The sequence below is a fragment of the Staphylococcus equorum genome, from assembly GCF_029024965.1.
GTDB lineage: Bacteria > Bacillota > Bacilli > Staphylococcales > Staphylococcaceae > Staphylococcus > Staphylococcus equorum.
This window is the reverse complement of the sequence record NZ_CP118982.1, coordinates 528,340-547,633: the sequence shown is the minus strand read 5'-3', so window position 1 is coordinate 547,633 and position 19,294 is coordinate 528,340. Positions and strand designations below refer to the sequence as shown.

Annotated in this window: 16 protein-coding genes; 4 read left to right on the top strand and 12 right to left on the bottom strand. The window is 33.3% G+C overall.

Annotated features, from left to right (window positions below; all coding sequences use genetic code 11):
- Positions 1 to 6: 6 nt before the first annotated feature.
- Positions 7 to 903, bottom strand: coding sequence for an ABC transporter substrate-binding protein (locus tag PYW44_RS02415; RefSeq protein WP_226957251.1), 897 nt, complete (start codon positions 901 to 903; stop codon positions 7 to 9).
- Positions 904 to 1,101: 198 nt separating this feature from the next.
- Between PYW44_RS02415 and PYW44_RS02410 the strand changes: the two genes are divergently transcribed.
- Complete coding sequence (locus tag PYW44_RS02410; protein WP_002506725.1) at positions 1,102 to 1,470, top strand: VOC family protein; 369 nt, start codon at positions 1,102 to 1,104, stop codon at positions 1,468 to 1,470.
- A 316-nt stretch (positions 1,471 to 1,786) separates the two neighbouring features.
- On the opposite strand, the gene PYW44_RS02405 is transcribed toward PYW44_RS02410, so the two are convergent.
- Positions 1,787 to 2,287: a GNAT family N-acetyltransferase gene (locus PYW44_RS02405; RefSeq protein ID WP_056935904.1), complete on the bottom strand. Its 501-nt coding sequence runs from the start codon at positions 2,285 to 2,287 to the stop codon at positions 1,787 to 1,789.
- An 86-nt stretch (positions 2,288 to 2,373) separates the two neighbouring features.
- Positions 2,374 to 3,078, bottom strand: coding sequence for an SDR family oxidoreductase (locus PYW44_RS02400; RefSeq protein WP_107510635.1), 705 nt, complete (start codon positions 3,076 to 3,078; stop codon positions 2,374 to 2,376).
- 187 nt (positions 3,079 to 3,265) lie between these two features.
- On the opposite strand from PYW44_RS02400, the gene PYW44_RS02395 reads away from it, so the two are divergent.
- A complete protein-coding gene (locus PYW44_RS02395; protein WP_069802365.1) occupies positions 3,266 to 3,535 on the top strand; it encodes a DUF1413 domain-containing protein in 270 nt (89 codons plus the stop codon).
- A gap of 373 nt (positions 3,536 to 3,908) precedes the next feature.
- Here the strand turns inward: PYW44_RS02395 and PYW44_RS02390 are convergent, their stop codons facing one another.
- Positions 3,909 to 4,094, bottom strand: coding sequence for a hypothetical protein (locus tag PYW44_RS02390; protein WP_002506720.1), 186 nt, complete (start codon positions 4,092 to 4,094; stop codon positions 3,909 to 3,911).
- 514 nt (positions 4,095 to 4,608) lie between these two features.
- On the opposite strand from PYW44_RS02390, the gene PYW44_RS02385 reads away from it, so the two are divergent.
- Positions 4,609 to 5,454, top strand: a complete 846-nt coding sequence (locus PYW44_RS02385; RefSeq protein ID WP_069802367.1) for an HAD hydrolase-like protein — start codon at positions 4,609 to 4,611, stop codon at positions 5,452 to 5,454.
- 4 nt (positions 5,455 to 5,458) lie between these two features.
- A complete protein-coding gene (locus PYW44_RS02380) occupies positions 5,459 to 7,183 on the top strand; it encodes a glycoside hydrolase family 3 protein (RefSeq protein ID WP_069802369.1) in 1,725 nt (574 codons plus the stop codon).
- Between the two features lie 475 nt (positions 7,184 to 7,658).
- Here PYW44_RS02380 and uidA read toward each other — a convergent pair whose 3' ends face one another.
- From uidA to PYW44_RS02340, 8 genes are all read right to left on the bottom strand, one after another.
- Positions 7,659 to 9,452 carry a beta-glucuronidase gene (gene uidA, locus PYW44_RS02375; protein ID WP_115075953.1) on the bottom strand — a complete coding sequence of 598 codons (1,794 nt, stop codon included), beginning with the start codon at positions 9,450 to 9,452 and terminating at the stop codon, positions 7,659 to 7,661.
- A 42-nt stretch (positions 9,453 to 9,494) separates the two neighbouring features.
- Complete coding sequence (locus tag PYW44_RS02370) at positions 9,495 to 10,898, bottom strand: MFS transporter (RefSeq protein ID WP_021338572.1); 1,404 nt, start codon at positions 10,896 to 10,898, stop codon at positions 9,495 to 9,497.
- A gap of 552 nt (positions 10,899 to 11,450) precedes the next feature.
- The gene (locus PYW44_RS02365) at positions 11,451 to 12,641 is read right to left on the bottom strand and encodes a helix-turn-helix domain-containing protein (protein ID WP_115075952.1); all 1,191 of its coding nucleotides are present in this window, start codon (positions 12,639 to 12,641) and stop codon (positions 11,451 to 11,453) included.
- A gap of 189 nt (positions 12,642 to 12,830) precedes the next feature.
- The gene (locus tag PYW44_RS02360) at positions 12,831 to 13,910 is read right to left on the bottom strand and encodes a YkvI family membrane protein (protein ID WP_002506714.1); all 1,080 of its coding nucleotides are present in this window, start codon (positions 13,908 to 13,910) and stop codon (positions 12,831 to 12,833) included.
- A gap of 556 nt (positions 13,911 to 14,466) precedes the next feature.
- Positions 14,467 to 15,825 (bottom strand): gluconate:H+ symporter, encoded by a 1,359-nt coding sequence (locus PYW44_RS02355; RefSeq protein WP_115075951.1) that lies wholly within the window; start codon positions 15,823 to 15,825, stop codon positions 14,467 to 14,469.
- Between the two features lie 184 nt (positions 15,826 to 16,009).
- The gene (gene gntK / locus PYW44_RS02350; RefSeq protein ID WP_021338574.1) at positions 16,010 to 17,560 is read right to left on the bottom strand and encodes a gluconokinase; all 1,551 of its coding nucleotides are present in this window, start codon (positions 17,558 to 17,560) and stop codon (positions 16,010 to 16,012) included.
- A gap of 36 nt (positions 17,561 to 17,596) precedes the next feature.
- Positions 17,597 to 18,277, bottom strand: a complete 681-nt coding sequence (locus PYW44_RS02345; protein ID WP_021338575.1) for a GntR family transcriptional regulator — start codon at positions 18,275 to 18,277, stop codon at positions 17,597 to 17,599.
- Between the two features lie 263 nt (positions 18,278 to 18,540).
- Entirely contained in the window at positions 18,541 to 19,236 is a 696-nt protein-coding gene (locus PYW44_RS02340; RefSeq protein WP_002506710.1) for a GTP pyrophosphokinase, read from the bottom strand.
- Positions 19,237 to 19,294 lie beyond the last annotated feature (58 nt).

Here is a 19,294-nt window from a genome sequence, read left to right as displayed (position 1 = left end):
TATATTTTATCTGTTTTTCAAAAGTTCTTTTTTGAAAAATTCTGCTTGTTTTTCTACTGAGATCAAATCAGCATAAATGGCTTCATCCATTGAATAATAGATCACATTGCCATTTTGTACAGCTTCATTATTATGCCATATGTTCGATGTAACAAATTCATTGTTCACTTTCCCACCATCTTTTGTTGGTAAGAGTAAGTAATCACCTGAATAGTCATTGAATTTTTCTTTAGGTACTTTCATGAATTTTTCTTTTGGCATTGCTTCCTTAGCTTCGGGATCTTCTTTTAGTTTAAACCCTTCGTAAATTGCTTCACTGCCTCGTCCAAATCTAGGTCCAAATTGATAAATATCTTTTGCTTGAATATCCATAATTGAAAAAGTTTTATCTTCCCCAATGGCTTTTTTAATTTCTTCACCATCTTTTGCTAACTTTTTAGATAGTTCATCAGCTTGTTTCTTAGCTTTGCTTTCTTTGTTTACTAACTTACCAATTTCAATATGAGTATCTTTATAGTCCATATTTTGTACTTTTATAGGTACTGTTGGCGCTATTTTAGATAATTTTTTATTATTTTTATTTTCTTTATATGTAATAATCAAATCTGGTTTCAACTTAGCAACAGCTTCTACATTTTCTGGATTAATTTTCTTAACTTCCCCCATGTCTAAATACTTAGAGTCTGGATATACATTCGTAATACCAACAGGTTTAACACCTAGTTTTTTTAAGTTCCCGTAATTTGCTGTTAAAACTAAGACTCTCTTCGGATTTTTAGGTATTTTAACTTTACTACCATCCTCAGTAGTATAAGATTTCGTATCCTTATCATCTTTTGCATCTGATTTATTAGATTCATTGCCACTACTACATGCCGCTAAAAATATTATAAAACATAACATTAAACATAGTATTTTTTTCAAATTAATAACCTCTCCCATTGTATAATACCTTCATTATAATTGAAATTGATTATCAATTGCAATTTAATTATACTTTTACAAGAAATAAATATATACTTTATTTAATAAGATAAATAAAATTACTGCTCTTTTAATTATCTTTTGATATTATAAAATTATATTAGGGAGATGACTGAAATGGAAAATTACTTTTTAGGAATTGATCATGTACAAGTTGCTGCCCCGGCCAATCGTGAATCAGAAGCTCGCGAATTTTATTCAGAAACACTTGGATTCAAAGAAATTACCAAACCTGCTAACTTAGCCTTAAATGGTGGCGTATGGTTTCAAGTCGGTCACCAACAACTACATGTTGGTGTTGAAGATGACTTTTCACCGGCTAAAAAAGCACACCCTGCTTTTCTCGTTCATAACGCTACTGACGTAAGAAAATCACTTGAATCTAAAGCAATTGAAATTATATATGGGGATGAACTCGAAGGTGCAGATCGTTTTTATATTTATGATCCATTCGGCAACCGAATTGAAATTATTGAATGGTTATAACTTAGTGTGTTTATTAAAGTCCTTAAAAATACGCCTTGCACATAATCATTTATGTACGAGGCGTTTATTAGCTAATTTTTGCAATTATAATTGTTCATCTATCAATGTTAACGCAATTTCTAATGCTTGAATTCTATTTTTTAATAATGTCGTTCGACTATTTGGATTTCCTTTTGTTCTAATTGCGTCAGCGATTTTTAACATTTTGTTAAAAGCGAGCGTATTTGTGTCCTACTTTGTTGTAATCCTGTTTTGTTATACTGTTCCATTATTTTCTCCCAATGCTGACTTACTAATCACAATGTTTATAATCAGCTTAAAGTTCTAAACACATTAGGTCCTCATCATAGTAAACAGTTCCATCGTATAGTGCTTTCGGCTCAGTTCCATAACGTTTAAATCCTAACTTTTCATATAAACTAATTGCACGTTTATTTTCACTAAGCACGCATAAATTGATTGTTTTTATTGTATTTTGTTCAACCACATAATCAACGATTTGTTGGATTAGTTGCTCAGCTATACCTTGTCGTCTATATCGTGGGTGACAATATACCGAAACTAAATTACCTTTATGCTTTATTTTTTCTAAAGTCTCACTATAAAACGTCGCAATACAAACCAGTGTTTCTTCATCAAAAGCCCCTACAGTAAAATGAGTAGCACTATTTTCTAACCTCACTTTGAATTTCTCAATCGAAAATTCAATCTCTCTATCATATGTAGAAGCAAAGCCATTAGGGTCTGTCTGGAGTGAACTGAGTCTTAGTAATCGATACTGTGATACATCAGCTTCACTTAAATATCTAAAGTCCATTTAATCACGCCTTTCAGTCTATCGCTACAACTATCATTATAGACCCTTAGCTCTGCTTGAAGTTACGGGTCTACACTTATATTCTTCTAAACTGGTCGTACAGTTACTTCGTTCACATTGACATGACTTGGTTGTTGTAATGCATATATAGCTGCTTCTGCAATATCTTCAGGGTCTAATTTTTTACGTTCTCCCCAATCCGTTGCTCCACTTAAAGGTGTATCAACCATTCCTGGTGAAATACTCGTTGCCCTAACGCCTGTCTTAGCCAATTCTTTTTCTAAGCCTTGTGTTATCGCATGTACAGCTGCTTTTGACGCACTATATAATGTACTTTTTTTCGTTACTTCAAATCCAGAGATAGAAGCTATATTTATAATATGACCACTTGATTGATTTAAAAATGTTGGTAGCACTGCATTTATGCCATAAAGTGTTCCTTTAACATTCACATCAATCATTGCATCCCACGCCTCTACATCACCATCTGTAATTGCTGAAGACAGCATTTGACCAGCACTATTGATTAATATATCTACACGACCATATATGTCTTTCGCCGTTTGGACTAAGCGCTCAACATCTTGTTTGTCTGTAATATCCACTGCTAATGTCTCAACGTCTGCATTGCCTGCTTTTTGAATACGTTGGGCAGTATCATTTAAACGTGATTCATTACGCCCTGACAATACCACTTTCACTTCATGACTTGAAAGTACTTGCGCAATACTTGCACCAATCCCACTACTTGCTCCTGTAACAATTGCAACTTTATTTTTTAATTCAACCATTTATAACTTCCTCTCTTTATAATGTAGGTAAATCTTTCCTTATATTTTCACATTGTATCATGCAGTTATAAGGATAAATAAATAATTGAATTTGGGTTATCTTGTCAGAATACATATTTCATTATAAAGTAGGTGTATATAATAAATATAAGTAGCAATATGTTCGATGCTTAAAGGAGGATGGCTCATGAATTTTGAAGAACGCTTAGCTAAGTTACGTGAAACGATTGGTAAAACAAGCTTTGATTTTCGATTTGAATCATTATTTGATAAAGAAGAATGGATTAATATGAACATACCACAGCGTAAACAATTAGAACGTGAATTTCATAAATTTATAGAACAAAACGACCATTTACGTATACCTTACACTACCGAAGACCATATTCGTATGTGCTTGTATAATTTAGTTTATGATTACAATGAAATTAAACATAATTTTAAGTCCTATATTTGATTCCTTCATACTAAGATAACGTTTGAGTATGCATTTTATATACAATACAAAAGGGAGTGGGACAGAAATCTAATTTTTCTAATAAAATTTCGTCGTCCCACCCCGGCACAGCTGACTAGAATTGAAAAAAGCTTGATATAAGCAGCGCATTTTCAATTCAGTCAGCCACTGCCAATATAAAAAACTGAGGCTAAGACATGTGATATGTCCCAGCCTCTTTTTAAGCTTCTAACGGACGAACGGTAAATCATGAAAGTTGATACTGTGGAGAAAACCATGTTAGAAGCTGGCTAATACCTTTCATTATTGCACAGTTATAACGAGAGGTATTACTCAACGCCATAATCACTCGATGCACACAGTGTATAAATCATTAGCTAGCTACTTTTTTTGCAAGTCCATAATTGTATAATTTCTCTGCATCAACGTAAGCTATATAATCAATACTTCTGTATCCATCTTTAATATCATTGATAATACCTTGGTTTACACCGGTATGAGTGTAAATATCATAACTACTTTCATTTGAAAAAATAACTTCCTCAATTACTTTTCTCATTATAATCACTCCGTATTTTTACTTTCGCTAAGCTTTTCTATCTTCTACACTTTCATCATAATAGATAGTAACTTGATTTGAAAGCATTTTGTGATTATTTTCACAAAATCATCACTTTTAAGCTTTTTCTATTTATTAAAATCGTTTATTAATTGACTTCTCAAATTAATTGAAGTGATTTCTTTATTTTTATGTTGTTGAAAGTATTCTTATATTATTATTTTTATAGAAATACATAAGCTATGAGTTCCTCATTACGTTCTTTCACAAACATATTTTTTATTAAAAGAATAACCTTTTTGTTAAAATTCCTCCTTAAACTAAACATTTTGTGAAAGTTATCACATTATTCCGTGAAATAATATGGTATTTTTGCTTTGAGCGTGATAATTTTAATAGTGTAATGTAAGCGCTTTATAAAATTCTCTACGCTTAGACTAACAATACTTTAACTATTTATTCATAATGTTTAGATAGCTATAAATAAAAATTATTTTTGAAAGGAGCATTTAATATGATCGAAACTTTATCACAATATCAACCTAAATTTAAAAAATTGATTTGTGTTGATTCAGATGGTTGTGCCATTGATTCAATGACAATTAAACACGAACGCGCTTTTGGCCCTGCGCTTGTAAATGAATGGCAACTTGATGATATCAAAGAAGCTGTGTTACAGCGTTGGAATGCTTTTAATTTGTATGAAATAACAAGAGGGATCAATCGTTTTAAAGGCCTCGAAAAAATGTTAAGCGAACTTGTAGCAAAGGGATTAAACATTGAAGGTTATGAAGATATAAAGCATTGGGTTCAAACCACTGCATCTTTTTCCAATCCGGCTCTAGAACAAGCAATACAAGCCTCTCCTGAAAAGTTAGGCTTACAAAAAGCACTGGCATGGTCGCACAGTGTAAATGACCACATCAAGAATTTACCTAGTATTGGTCCTTTCGACCATGTCCAACGTACGTTGAAAAATGCCTCAACGTTTGCAGATATTGCAATCGTATCTTCCGCAAATTTATCCGCAGTTGCTTATGAATGGGAAACATATCACCTTACACCCTATTTGAGTGGCATGTTTGCTCAAGAAGCTGGTACTAAAGAATACTGTTTAGAACAATTGAAACAATATTACAATACCGAAGACATCATCATGTTAGGTGATGCTATGGGTGACATGGATGCTGCAAAATCGCATGATATTTATTTTTATCCTATTTTAGCAGGACATGAAAATCAATCATGGTTAGATTTTGATAATAAATATTTAAAATTATTTAAAGAAGGTCGATTCAATCAAGACATTCAATCATCCTTAACTACTATATTTTATAATAATTTCCAAGGAGAGAACTAAATTTATGGCAAAAGTAAATTTAAAAGCAACACCTTATAATTTAGATGACGAACAAATTTCATGGGTAGAGCGTACACTTGGCAGTTTGACAGACGAAGAAAAAATTGGACAACTCTTTTTTAATTTATTTTCTTTAGAAGGCGGTAAGAAGTTTCATGATGCTGACTTAACAAATAAAGAAGTCTTAGAACGTTTCCACATTGGTGGCGCACGTTATGAGGGCGGGAATAAAGAAGATGTACAAAATTTACTCAATGATTTACAAAAACACGCAAAAGTTCCAGTCTTAGTAGCCGCAAACTGTGATTCAGGTGGTAACGGCGCTTGTAAAGATGGTACCTACATCGCAAGTGCTGCTCAATGTGAAGCAGCACAGGACACAAAAGTAGCTTATAATGCTGGCCTCGTATCAGCACGTGAATCTTCTGCTTTAGGCGTACATATTAATTTCGATCCATGTGTAGACATTTTGCAAAATTGGCGAAATACAATAGTGAACACACGTGCTTATGGTACAAATGCAGAAACAGTTATAAAATATTCTAGCGCTTTTATAGATGGATTTAACTCTGAACGTGACATGATTACTTGTATCAAACACTTCCCAGGAGATGGTACTGAAGAACGTGACCAACATCTCGTACTTGGTGTAAATGAACTCTCAACACAAGAATGGGATGATAGTTTCGGAAAAGTTTATCAGCATCATATCGATCGTGGTGTTCAAATGATTATGGCAGGTCATATTGCACAACCCGCTTATTCTAAAAAATTAAATCCAGCGCTTGAAGATAAAGATATCTTACCTGCTACACTTGCACCCGAATTAATTACAGGCTTATTAAAAGAAGACTTAAACTTTAATGGATTAGTTGTTACTGATGCCAGCCATATGTTAGGTATGACCGCTGCAATGCGTCGTGAAGACTATGTGCCACAATCTATAGCTGCCGGCTGTGATATGTTCTTATTCTTCAATGATTTAGAAGAAGATTATCAATTTATGTTAAATGGTTATAGAAATGGTGTTATCACTGAGGAGCGTTTAAATGATGCTGTACGTCGTATTTTAGGACTTAAAGCTCAAATGAATTTGCATAAACAACAAGCAGAGGGTACACTAATCCGCCCACAAGAAGATTTAGCTATTATTGGTTGTGATGAGCATTTAGCAATGCGTACTGAAGCTGCTGACTTAGGTATCACTTTAGTTAAAAACACTTTAGATCAATTACCGATTCGACCTGAAACGCATAAGAATATTCAGTTATATATTATAGAAGGTGAAAAAGATGGGATCTATAAATCTGCAAACAATGTAGAAGAAGATATTATTCAAGAATTAGAATCACGTGGTTTCCATGTGACATTGAATGATGGTTCTACACGAGTTAAAGGTAAAACGTTAGAGTATCGTGAAAAAGTAGATGCAGCACTTGTCTTTGCTAATATTATTGGTTACGCAGCTGAAAATAATTACCGTATTAAATGGGGCACTGCCATGAGTAATGAAATTCCTTGGTATGTGCATGAAGTCCCAACAGTATTCGTTTCTTTAAACTTCACAACTCATTTGCACGATGCGACAATGGTCAAAGCTTATATCAATGCCTACCATTCAAACCCAGAAACAATCAAACAAACAGTAGATAAAATCATGGGTGAGAGTGAATTCAAAGGTACTCATAACGACTTAGTTTGGACAGATAAATGGCAAGCAAAATTATAATATTAAGTAAGTTTTCTATATTAGATTGTTGAAACATTTTAAGAACATAAATACTTATCAACGACTAAAAGGGATTTTCCACTTATGGAAAACCCTTTTTATATTTGTCGTTACAGTCGTTACCTTTATTTGCATTTTCAATCATGCTTTACAACGAACCAGCCTCAACTAGTAGTCCTCGGCTAGTGTTTTATTAACTCGTCAGGAGTCGCCCTAAACTACTACCACTTTTCAAACAACATAGGATATAACTTAAAAAGTGATAGTGTTTATAATATTAATTATATTAATAGTTAAAAGATATCAAATGAAGTAGTTTTCATATTGGAATGCTTTCACAATAATCACTTATTACATAAATTAGTTAGCAAAAAGTTTCATGATATTTATAAATGTATACAAAATAAACCCCCTACAAATGCCATCATCCATCGTAGAGGGTTCAATGTTTAAACTTTATTATAAATCATGTGTGTTATTGTTTATATCCAAAATCAGGAATATTATCCCAACGTTTTTTAAAATAATGTGCGACTGCTTTCGGTCTTCTCTCACGAGTGAAGATACCCTTTTTATTTCCTTGGACTCTAATAATTCCACTAGATGTTTCGAAGTCAGCAAAGTTCCATGTTTGTTCACCTATAAATTGAGGATAGTTATCTATAACTTCATGATTGGCTTCATAATAACGAATTTGATATTCTTCCGTAAATAATTCGTCATTAATTGCGTGCATCCCCGCTATTGTATCTGCACCGTATTCCGTAAACATAATTGGCTTGCCTGGTTGTTTCTCGCTCCAACCATCTAACTCTGTTCTCAATGCTTCTTTTGCTGCTTCTAAATCGCCGGGCTGTGTATACCAACCGTAATATCGATTTAAGCACAGCACATCTACTAAATCTTGTACCTCACATGTATCTGGTTGTGAAGTGAGAATTGTCACAATCGTTACCGGACGTTGTTGTGGATCACATGCTCTAGCTAAGTTTACTAAAGGTTCAAAGTACGCTTTAGCGCCTTTTTCAGTAGAAGCCGGTTCGTTGGCGACAGACCACATCACTACACATGCATAGTTCTTATCACGCTCAATCAGATCTTTAATTACCGCTTCATGCGCTTCTTTAGTACCTATTTCCTTAAACGTATCTCGTGTCGTAGTACCAGATAAAATAGCGCTAAAGTTTAGGTGCACACCTACCGCAGTCGTTTCGTCTATGATGACGATACCTTGTTCATCTGCTAAGCGCATCATTTCTTCTGAATATGGATAATGTGATGTTCTAAATGAATTAGCACCAATCCATTTCATCAGATTAAAGTCTAATACGTTTGTAACTTCATTCATACCACGTCCACTATAATAAGCATCCTCATGTTTACCAAAGCCTTTAAAGTAAAATGGTTCTCCATTAATTAAAAATTGTCCTTCTCTGACTTCTACAGAACGAATACCGAAACGCTCTGCATACGTATCAATAACTTGGTCATTATCTAACAGTGTGACTTCTAAATGATATAAATAGGCATTTAATGGTTGCCATAGATGAGGATTATCTACTTCTATGATACCTTCTACGCCTGATGTTTCAGCTACGATATTATCCTTTTCATCTCGTAGCTTAACAACTATTGTAGGCACTGCTTCATTCGTAGTGACTTTATATTGTACCTTAGCACTGTTTTCTAATACTTCTGGCACAATTTCAATATCTTCTATAAATACTTTAGGTGTCGTATATATTTTCACAGGTCTATGTAAACCTGCATAATTAAAGAAGTCGAAGTTTGGTGAATTTTTCTTAATTATTTTACCATCATTATTAATCGTTTCACTGTACTCACCAACTGGCAAAGTGGTTTCATCTAAAATATTATTCACACAAACTGTTAAACGATGCTGACCAGAACCAAATTCCGAATCGAAGTCAACTTCAAATGGTAAGAAGCCACCTTGATGTGATGTTACTTCTTTACCATCGATATATACTGTTGCTTTATGTGTTGCAGAACCAAATCTTAATACAACACGCTTGTTTCTTAACACGTTAGGTATTGTAAACGTTCTTTCATACCATACATTACCAACGTGATTACGAATATCAGAAGTAACACCTTGGTCGTTATATGATCCTGGCACTGCAATAACTAAATCCGTATCTAATGGTCGTGTCACATCAATTTGATCATCTACGCCCTCTATCTTAAAGTCCCAGATGCCATTTAAATCAATGATACTTCTATATTTATTTATCACTGGATATAACATGATTTAACCCCCTCTAAAACAGTTCAATTATCTAAAAATGAATTATAATTCTTCTCTAAGTGCTAATTCTTTAACAATTTGTTTATGTCTATGGTCAGTTAATGGATATGCAAAGAAGAACAATATCACTGCGATTAAACAAAGTGAAGCAGGTACAATAAAGAACAATACTTTTAATCCTGCTATTGTTTCAGCTGATTGAGCTGCTTGTGGTACATAACCAATGAGCGTTAAAGCTAAACCTGGTAGGAAACCAGCTAAACCTTGTGATATTTTTCTAGTGAAACTGTAACTTGAATAAATAATACCTTCTGATCTAATACCTGATTGCCATTGGCCATATTCTACAACGTCTGCAATAAATGCCCAAGTCACAGTATTAGGAATAACTAAGAATAATTGTGCAATCGTATTAACGATTAAGAATAATAACACGTTATCGGAGAAGAACATGAAGTTAATAAATTGGAATACAACGAAACCAGATACACCGATAACTGCTGTCATTTTCTTACCTACTCTTTTACTTAAAAATGTAGTTAAGAACAATGCGGGTACTAATATAATAACGTTTAATGTACTCACAACGCCCACTAAATTAGCTTCACCCAGCACATATTGGAAGTAATATAGTTGCGAGGACTGTTGTAAGAATAATGCTGTAATCGTTAATAAAGTATATAATGCTAAAATGATAAATGGTCTATTTTTAAATAAATTTAAAAACGCTTTACGACCAATACCTTTTTCTTTCGGTCTTTCTACTGTATGGCGTTCTTTAACACCTTTGTAACACAATAGATGGAATGTCACACCAGCGACAGCAAGTATACCTACTACAACTGGATAACCCAATGCATGACTAGGGAATAGACTAACTAATGGGATAACTACAATCCCAGAAATAAACATAGCCCCCTGTGAACCTAAGTTACGAAACACTGATAGTTGCGTACGATCATCTGCATTAATTGTCATAGATGCTGATAATGAGCCATATGGGATATTCACAAATGAATATGCTGCGTTAAATAATAAGTAAGTTCCAAATGCCCATATTATTTTCCCCGTTTGACTAATATCTGGTGACATAAAGGTTAAAACTGTAAGTAAGGCGAGCGGTATCGTACCGTACAAAATAAAAGGCTTAAACTTGCCACGTTTAGCAAAGTTCCTTTGATTATCTACTAAAGTCCCCACTCCAGTATCTACAAAGGCATCAAAGAATTTCGCAACAAGAAACACAGCTCCCCCAACTACTGACGGTATGCCCAAAATATCTGTATAGAATAACAGTAAGTAAATTTGTCCCATATCAAACATTAAGCCATTACCTAAATCTCCAAATCCATATGCAAGTTTTTCTTTGAATTTTAATCTTGGTGATTGAATTTCTTTAAAACTCTTTAACTTACTATTTGCCGGTTTTAATTTTGCTGTAACCATGCTGATAACCTCTTTCCACTATAGAAACGTTCCTGACTGCGCTTTGCTGTTTTAATCGTTTCTTAGTATGTATTAGTGATTGTTACAATCAATCGATAATAAGACACATAATTATGTAAGCGTTTTCTTATATCGTTAAAATTTTTTATTCCCATAAATTAAATTACTTTTGAAATCGTTAATGACATATCGCTCACCCTTATTTATAGGAATCTTAACTTTATTATATTTTTAATTACAGAACAGTCAACATTAAAATAACAACGTTGTTATAAAATGGATTTCACTTAATTAATACATCGTAAGCGTAGGTGATTCACAAACTCTATAACTACAGCTTTTATTGACATACGAACTCAGCTATTTCTTTTGGTTTGCCTACAATTCATTTTTTAAATATAAGTGTGTAAACTTGTATGTTAAACAATGGTTTTACATCATAATTATCATTTTATTAATATTTTTAATAATATATTCACTGAAAATGAAACAATTAATGCTTTTTCTAATTTTCTATACTTCATTATCCTAATAAAACTCTTTATGTTTTGTTCAATAACTTAATGGTGTTGTTCCGTATTGTTTTTTAAAACACTGTGTAAAGTAACTTTGCTCTTTAAATCCAACATAATTTGCCACTTCAGCGACGGTCATTTTAGTTCTCGCAATAAGGTCACGTCCCTTTTTCACTCTTGATTCAATGATGTATTGTGAGATAGATTTATGAATTTCCTTATTAAATATTTTGGACAAGTAACTTGGTGCCAAACCAACATATGAGGCGAGCTCATTTAATGACAATGCACTATCTAAGTTTCTTTCAATGTATTGAATTACCTTACTTACTTTTGGACTATAGGCATTCGCTTTTACTTTCATCGCACTATCTGTATATGCTTTAACAATTGAATGGGTGATTTCATCTAAAGTTTCTATGTCCATTGTTTGATCTATTAATGCCGCATACTTTGCAGATATTTCGTCAATATGAATCAAACTTACACCCGCTTTTTCTCCGGCTTTACGGCATAACGTATTTATCAAATATGCTTTGTATTGTTCATTTGAAATATCATCCCTTACACGTCGTAAGCCTGCAACTGATAAATTCATTGCATTTAGAATTGATAAAGCTTCATTAGCATTGCCATTTTCAACTGCAGTAAGTAGCTGATTCTCCATATTATAACGATACTCTATTTCTTTTAATGTATAATCCATTTGCGCTTTGGATTCTGCTAACTCTTCTGTATTCGAATGAAAACTAAAATCAATTTTCACAGTTTCATAAATGCTATTTCTTTTTTTCAAAAAACGAATTGCCAAGCGACACATTTTTTGTGCTTTAACTTGGTGACACAAAGGTATCGTCAGTAAATATTGCTTCAATATAGAAAGTTTCGATATTTTAATATCTAAGCTTTGGAGTAACTCATTACAACGACGTTCATTTGGTCGCTTCTCCATATATGGACCAACAATATAAATTTGCTTATACTTTTTAAATTTGAAAATTAAAAAGTTTACACCAAAACGATTCGTATAATGATAAATTTTATTGCTATGCATTTGTACGATAAAATGTTTCAACTCATTATTGAACTGCTTGCGTGCAGTATTTGTAAACGGCGTCTTGATATGATTAATCACCCCATTCATATCACTCATATCATATCCTTCTAGCCGAATTCCCAATAATTGTAGCGCATGCATCTGTAAAATCTCTAGCGTTTCCTCATTCATAAAAAAACACCCCATTCCTTATATTTTTATTATATCTAAAAATATAAGGAATGGGGTGTGAAATTTATATTAAATTTCTTTGAACTTATCAAACAATTCTATAATCAGTTCGTTTTTTATTATCAAAAAAATTAATTCAAAATATTAATTCAAATTGGATAAACAGCTATTTACGGTATCTTCACACGTTTACTCATTTGAATTTTTCTTACCAAATTTGAGTTTAAATGGTGCATAGAATAATACAAATATAAGTACAAGTCCTAAATAACCTATTAATGGATAGAAAATTGCTACTAAATCTGTAAAACCTACGAAACTCAAACACAAACCAATGATGACTGTAACTGTAAAGAAAAGTTTAAAACGTTTCGTATCTACCACCGTAAAGCGTGTTGCAAATGCATAGAACATACCTAAACCAGTATTGAAAATCATACCGAAAATGACAAAAGCCATAACGACACCAAGTATAGGTGAAATATGATTCACGATACCTAACATTGGCATCTCCATTTCGCCAACAATATCGATTTGTGTAAAGATAGCTAAATGACTTAGTACAATCATAACGCCTAATGCAAGTCCACCGAATAAACCACCTAATGCTGCAACTTTTGTATTTTTCTCAGAACCACCCATAACAATTGCCATAGAAGCACCAACTGCTGTATTAAATGATGCATAGTTTACACCTGCTATAAACCAGTTCGGTAATGTTGAAGGTTTCGCATCCGAAATTGTATTAAGTTGTGAGAATGGTACATCTGTTGTCATAAAACTATAAACTGAAATTATTATAATGAATATAATTAAAAATGGAGTTATATTCCCAATTACTTTAACAACACCCTCTACTTTCATCATACCTGCAAGTAAAATAAGTATTGTCATAAGAATCGTACCTACAATTGAAGGCAATCCGAATTGTTGATTAAGGTTTGATCCAGCTCCTGCAATCATAACGACACCTACACCAAAGAGTGTAAAGATAATGACTAAATCAATAATCCATCCTAAAATTTTACCGAATATAGATTTTCCTGTGATATTATGTATAACTTCTTTATGAGAATCTGTCTTAGATTTACTTCCTAACCAAACAAGCATCATACCCACATAAGCAAATAATGCTGTAGTAATGATAGCGCCAAATGTCCCCATAATGCCAAAGCTCGTAAAGTATTGAAGTACTTCTTGCCCTGATGCAAATCCAGCTCCTACAATGACTCCAATAAATGCGCTTGCGATCAGTAATATTCTTTTCATAATTAAGCCCCCTATTTTACTTACTATAAATGAGTTGTGTATAATTTCAATACTCGTATATTTGTGTAACATCAATAACTCACTTTTCAATCACTCAAAAAGGTTGAAATAGACGTTTTGATACCGCTAGAAATTTGATATTGATTCTATTTTATCATTTTAAAGCAATTGGATGTTGTTCTTCTCAACGACATCTATATTTAAGTAACGTAAAATCACAACAAAAATTTAAAAATTCATAATAAATTAAATAAAAATCCTCTTAGCTATTAAAGAGTCCTTTATTGAGATTATCTTTGTTCATCAATTTCATTATTTAATTCTAATAGAAATTAAGTTAATCTTTTTTCGCTTTTTCAGTTATATTTTTATATGTTTTTGCTATTATATGAGTTCAATCATAAGATTATTTTAGTTTAAAGTAGCAATTATTTGGGCCGACTCCTGACTCGTTAAGAAAGTACTAACCGAAGATTAGAGACTGTGCCCGCGGAAAACGTGCACAAAAAAATGCCAACAAAGTCGTTAAACTTTGTTGGCAGATTGGCTTTCTATTTTAGACAAACATATTAAGTATAAGTATGAAGATTAAACCAGATACTGAAATCACAGTTTCAAGTAATGACCACGTTAAGAAAGTCTCTTTAACAGTCAAACCGAAATATTCTTTGAACATCCAGAATCCTGCATCATTAACGTGAGATAAAATAACACTACCCGCACCTATTGCAAGCACAACGAGTGCAACGTTAACATCTGATACTTGTAACAATGGTAAGACGATACCTGTAGATGAGATTGCTGCAACTGTTGATGACCCTAAAGCAATACGAAGTACTGCAGCAACAAGCCATGCTAAGAATATCGGAGACATTTCTGTACCTTCAAACAATGTAGCAATAGTACCTCCAACGCCACCTTCAATTAATACTTCTTTGAAAGTACCGCCACCACCAATAATTAAGATCATCATCCCAATTGGATAAATCGCATTAGATACTGAATCCATAATTTCTGAGTTTTTACGTCCTTGTTTAATACCCATAGTAAAGATTGCAAACAGTACAGCTATAAGCATTGCCGTAGCTGCAGTACCAATAAAGTAAATAAATGATTCAAAGCCATTTGTAGCTTCTTCATGGCCTGTAATCAATTGTACAATTGTTGATAGCAACATCAAAATAACAGGAGAAATCGCAGTTAATAAACTGACTCCGAATCCCGGCATTTCTTCTTCTGAAAATTCTTTTTGTGCACCTAAGGCTGATATATCGCCCTCACGTGTATAAGCCGTTGGTGCAATTTTTTGTGCAATTTTATTAAACAATGGTCCAGCTATAATTGTAACTGGAATTGCAATAATCATACCGTAAAGTAATACGTGGCCTAAGTTTGCGTCTAATTCTTTAGCTATAACTACTGGTCCTGGATGTGGCGGTAAAAATCCGTGCGTTACAGATAAAGCCACAACCATTGGAAAACCTAATTTTAACTGTGAAACATTTGCACGTTTAGCAATCGTAAATACTAAAGGAATCAATAATACTAAACCTACTTCAAAGAATAAGGCAATACCTACAATAAACGCAGCTACAAGCATTGCCCATTGTACATGTTTAGATCCGAACTTATCGATAAGCGTGTCGGCAATACGTGTCGCACCCCCACCATCAGAGAGTAGTTTCCCTAATATAGCACCTAATCCGAAGATCAATGCAATATGTCCTAGTGTACTTCCCATACCATTTTCTACTGTTTCAATGATTTTATCTAAAGGCATACCTAGTAAAATTGCAGTCACAATTGATGTGATAATTAATGAAATAAATGTGTTTAACTTTAAGAAAATAATAAGTGATAATAATACGATAATTCCTATTACCACCGTAATCAATGGCCAAATTGTTTCAAACATCATCGTTCTCCCCTTTCAAATTAAAGATTGAATTAGAACTTTACAGACATGTATCTAATCAATCGTGGTAACGCTTTCTTTCATAATTAAAATTTTAAAGAGTATGTGACAAGTTCTTCGTAACGTGAGTGTCGCTTGTTTACTTGTCACTTTTCTCTTTAAAGGCTCTTTCTATATCGCCTTACTATGGTTTGTCATCCGTCATATGTTCACGTTGGAATGTTGCAATTTCTGTGTAGCGATCCTCTAATGAACGACTTAAGTTGATAAATATAGAAATGAGTTGTTGATACACCTTCACATTATCTTGGTTCGGCTTATGTTCGTTTGTAGTACCGACCATCTCTTCGATAATAGAAAAATCATCAATTTCGCCAAGTGCTTTCATTCCTAATACACATGCACCTAAGCAAGAGCTTTCATAACTTTCAGGTACAATTAAATTCGTATCAAAAATATCTGCCATCATTTGGCGCCACACTTCACTTTTCGCAAAACCACCTGTTGCTTTAATTGTCGAAGGTGTTTCATCCATTACTTCGATTAGCGCAAGATATACGGTGTAAAGATTGTAAAGAACACCCTCTAAAGCAGCACGAATCATATGTTCTTTTTTATGCGTTAGTGTTAATCCAAAGAATGAACCTCTGGCATCTGCGTTCCATAATGGGGCACGTTCACCAGCGAGATATGGATGGAAAATCAATCCTTCTGCACCTGGTTTAACTCGATTAGCAATTTTAGTTAACACGTCATATGGATCGACGCCTAAACGTTTTGCAGTCTCTACTTCGCTGGCTAATAATTCATCACGAAGCCAACGTAATACGACACCACCATTGTTTACAGGACCACCTATAACATAATGATCTTCAGTTAACACATAGCAGAAAATACGCCCTTTATAATCTGTACGTGGTTTATCTATCACCGTTCTAATTGCTCCCGATGTTCCTATCGTCACCGCAACTTCACCTTTTTTAAATGCATTCACACCTAAATTGGAAAGTACACCATCACTTGCACCAACCACAATTGGTGTATTTTCATCTATGCCCATCAATGTTGCATAGCGACGTTTCATACCTTTTAAAATATGTGTTGTTGGTACAACCTCTGGTAATTGTGTCTCTTCAATACCTAGCAGTTCTAGCGCTTCTTTGTCCCAAGCTAATGTTTCTAAGTTAAGCATCCCAGTAGATGATGCCATAGATTGATCTATAACAAATTGCTCAAATAATTGATAGAAAATATATGTCTTAATATCAGCAAATGTAGCAGTTTGGTTGTATATTTCTTGTTGTTCATGCTTCATCCAAAATATTTTAGCCAACGGGGACATAGGATGGATTGGTGTGCCGGTTCTTTGATATATTTCATTACCATTATGTTCATTTTTAATCTGTTCAGCGTATTGGCTTGCGCGATTATCTGCCCAGGTTAAATTTTCAGTTAGTCGTTGGTTACTCGCATCCATTGCTATTAAACTGTGCATCTGAGCACTAAATGAGATTAATTTAAGATCTTCTTTAGCAATATTAGCTTCTCTCATTACATATTTAACTGTCATTAACACTGCATCAAATAACTCATCTGGGTTTTCTTCAGAAGTTTCCACATTCGGTGTATGCAATGGATAACCGATATTGTGTTTCATTATAAATTGACCTTTTTCGTCGTAGAGTACTGACTTCGTACTCGTTGTGCCTATATCGACACCTATCATGTATTTCATGATTTTTCCTCCTACTTCTTTTACCGGGTTAAAACACTAATTTAACCAGAAACTGTCAACATCCTCGCCAACATCATCAAAGTTGAGATGGAATGCTTCTCTAAGTTTTGCAGCATCTTGCTTCGCAATCGCTTCTATAAACACTTCATGATTACGATGAATACGCTCAAAATCTTCTGGATTCTCGCTCATGCGTTTACGCATTGACAATAATATCAGTGCTTCCATTACCGGTCTTAAGTTATTCCAAAAAGTTTTTAAGTATTGGTGCTTTGAAGCGAGTATCGTAACTTCATGAAATTTCATATCATGTTCAGTAAATGCTTCTGCATCTTCAAATTTAACTGCCACTTTCATCATTTCTAATTGTTTACGTAATTCTTTAACAATCTGTTCATTATTCAAAGTTTTGATTCTACTAAACGCAAATGATTCCAACATTATTCTTAAATCATAAAGTTCTTTTTTCTCTGTATCATCAAAAGGCAATACTTCTGCGCCCATTCTTTCTAAATGTATCAATTGATCTTGCTTTAATAATTTAAATGCATCCCTGACTGGTGATCGACTAACATTAAATTCTTTAGCAATTTGATTCTCCGTCAATAACGTATCTGGCGTTATTGTGCCCTCAACAATTCTTAAACGAATCTCTGCAGCAATCATTTCACCTTTCGAGACACCCTCTAGCCATTGTTCTGGATACTTATAATTCATGATGATATCACCTCTTTTTATCAATACGATATACTTGTATACAAGTATAGTAATACACAACTTCACTATTTGCAAACGCTTGCAAAGGGTGTTTTTATCTATTTTCAACTAAAAAAACCGACATGACAGGTCTTGAACCTATCATATCGGTTATTATATTTATTTTACTTTCATAAAAATTTGAAGCATTATGACGGTTGAAGCTCACGACATCCATTCCTCAGCAACAACAAATTAGAGCTTCAACTTTAATGTAGTTTTACTTAATTATCGAATACTTCAGAATGTATATTTTGCATTTTACTTTCAACCATTGTGATTTCGTTTGCACATTGCTTTAATGCATTTCTATAGTTCTCAGTATTTTCCGTGTTTTTATAACGTATTTTATGCTCTAAGCTTGCCCACATATCCATACCAATTGTTCTGATTTGAATTTCTACAGGCACAGTTTCTACTGTATTAGCTAAAAATACTGGAATTGCCACAACGATATGTAAGCTACGATATCCATTATCTTTAGGATTTCCAATATAGTCTTTACGTTTCAAGAGCTTCACATCTTCTTGTTTAAGTAATAACTCTTCTATCACATAAATATCATCTATATAGTTACAAATCACTCTAATACCTGCAATGTCTAATATATTTTCTCTAGCTGACTCTGTGCTTATCTCTAATCCTTTACGATTTAACTTTTTAATTAAACTTCGCATTTCTTTAACACGACGCTCCATATGATGGATTGGATTATGTTTATACATTTGTTGAAAATTATCATCTAAAATATCTAATTTTGTACTAATTTCTTTAAGTGCTGAAGAATATAATTGTTCCAAAGCAACGAAACCTATTACCATATCAAATGCATCTTCTTGATTATTGATATGCTTTATACTCTCTTCAAATTCTTCCTTCAAATCGTCTATATTTAGTGATGGTTTACGTTCAATGTACATATTTCTTTCCTCCCAAGAAATCTACTTAGACTACATTATAGCTGATTTTTATTTATTA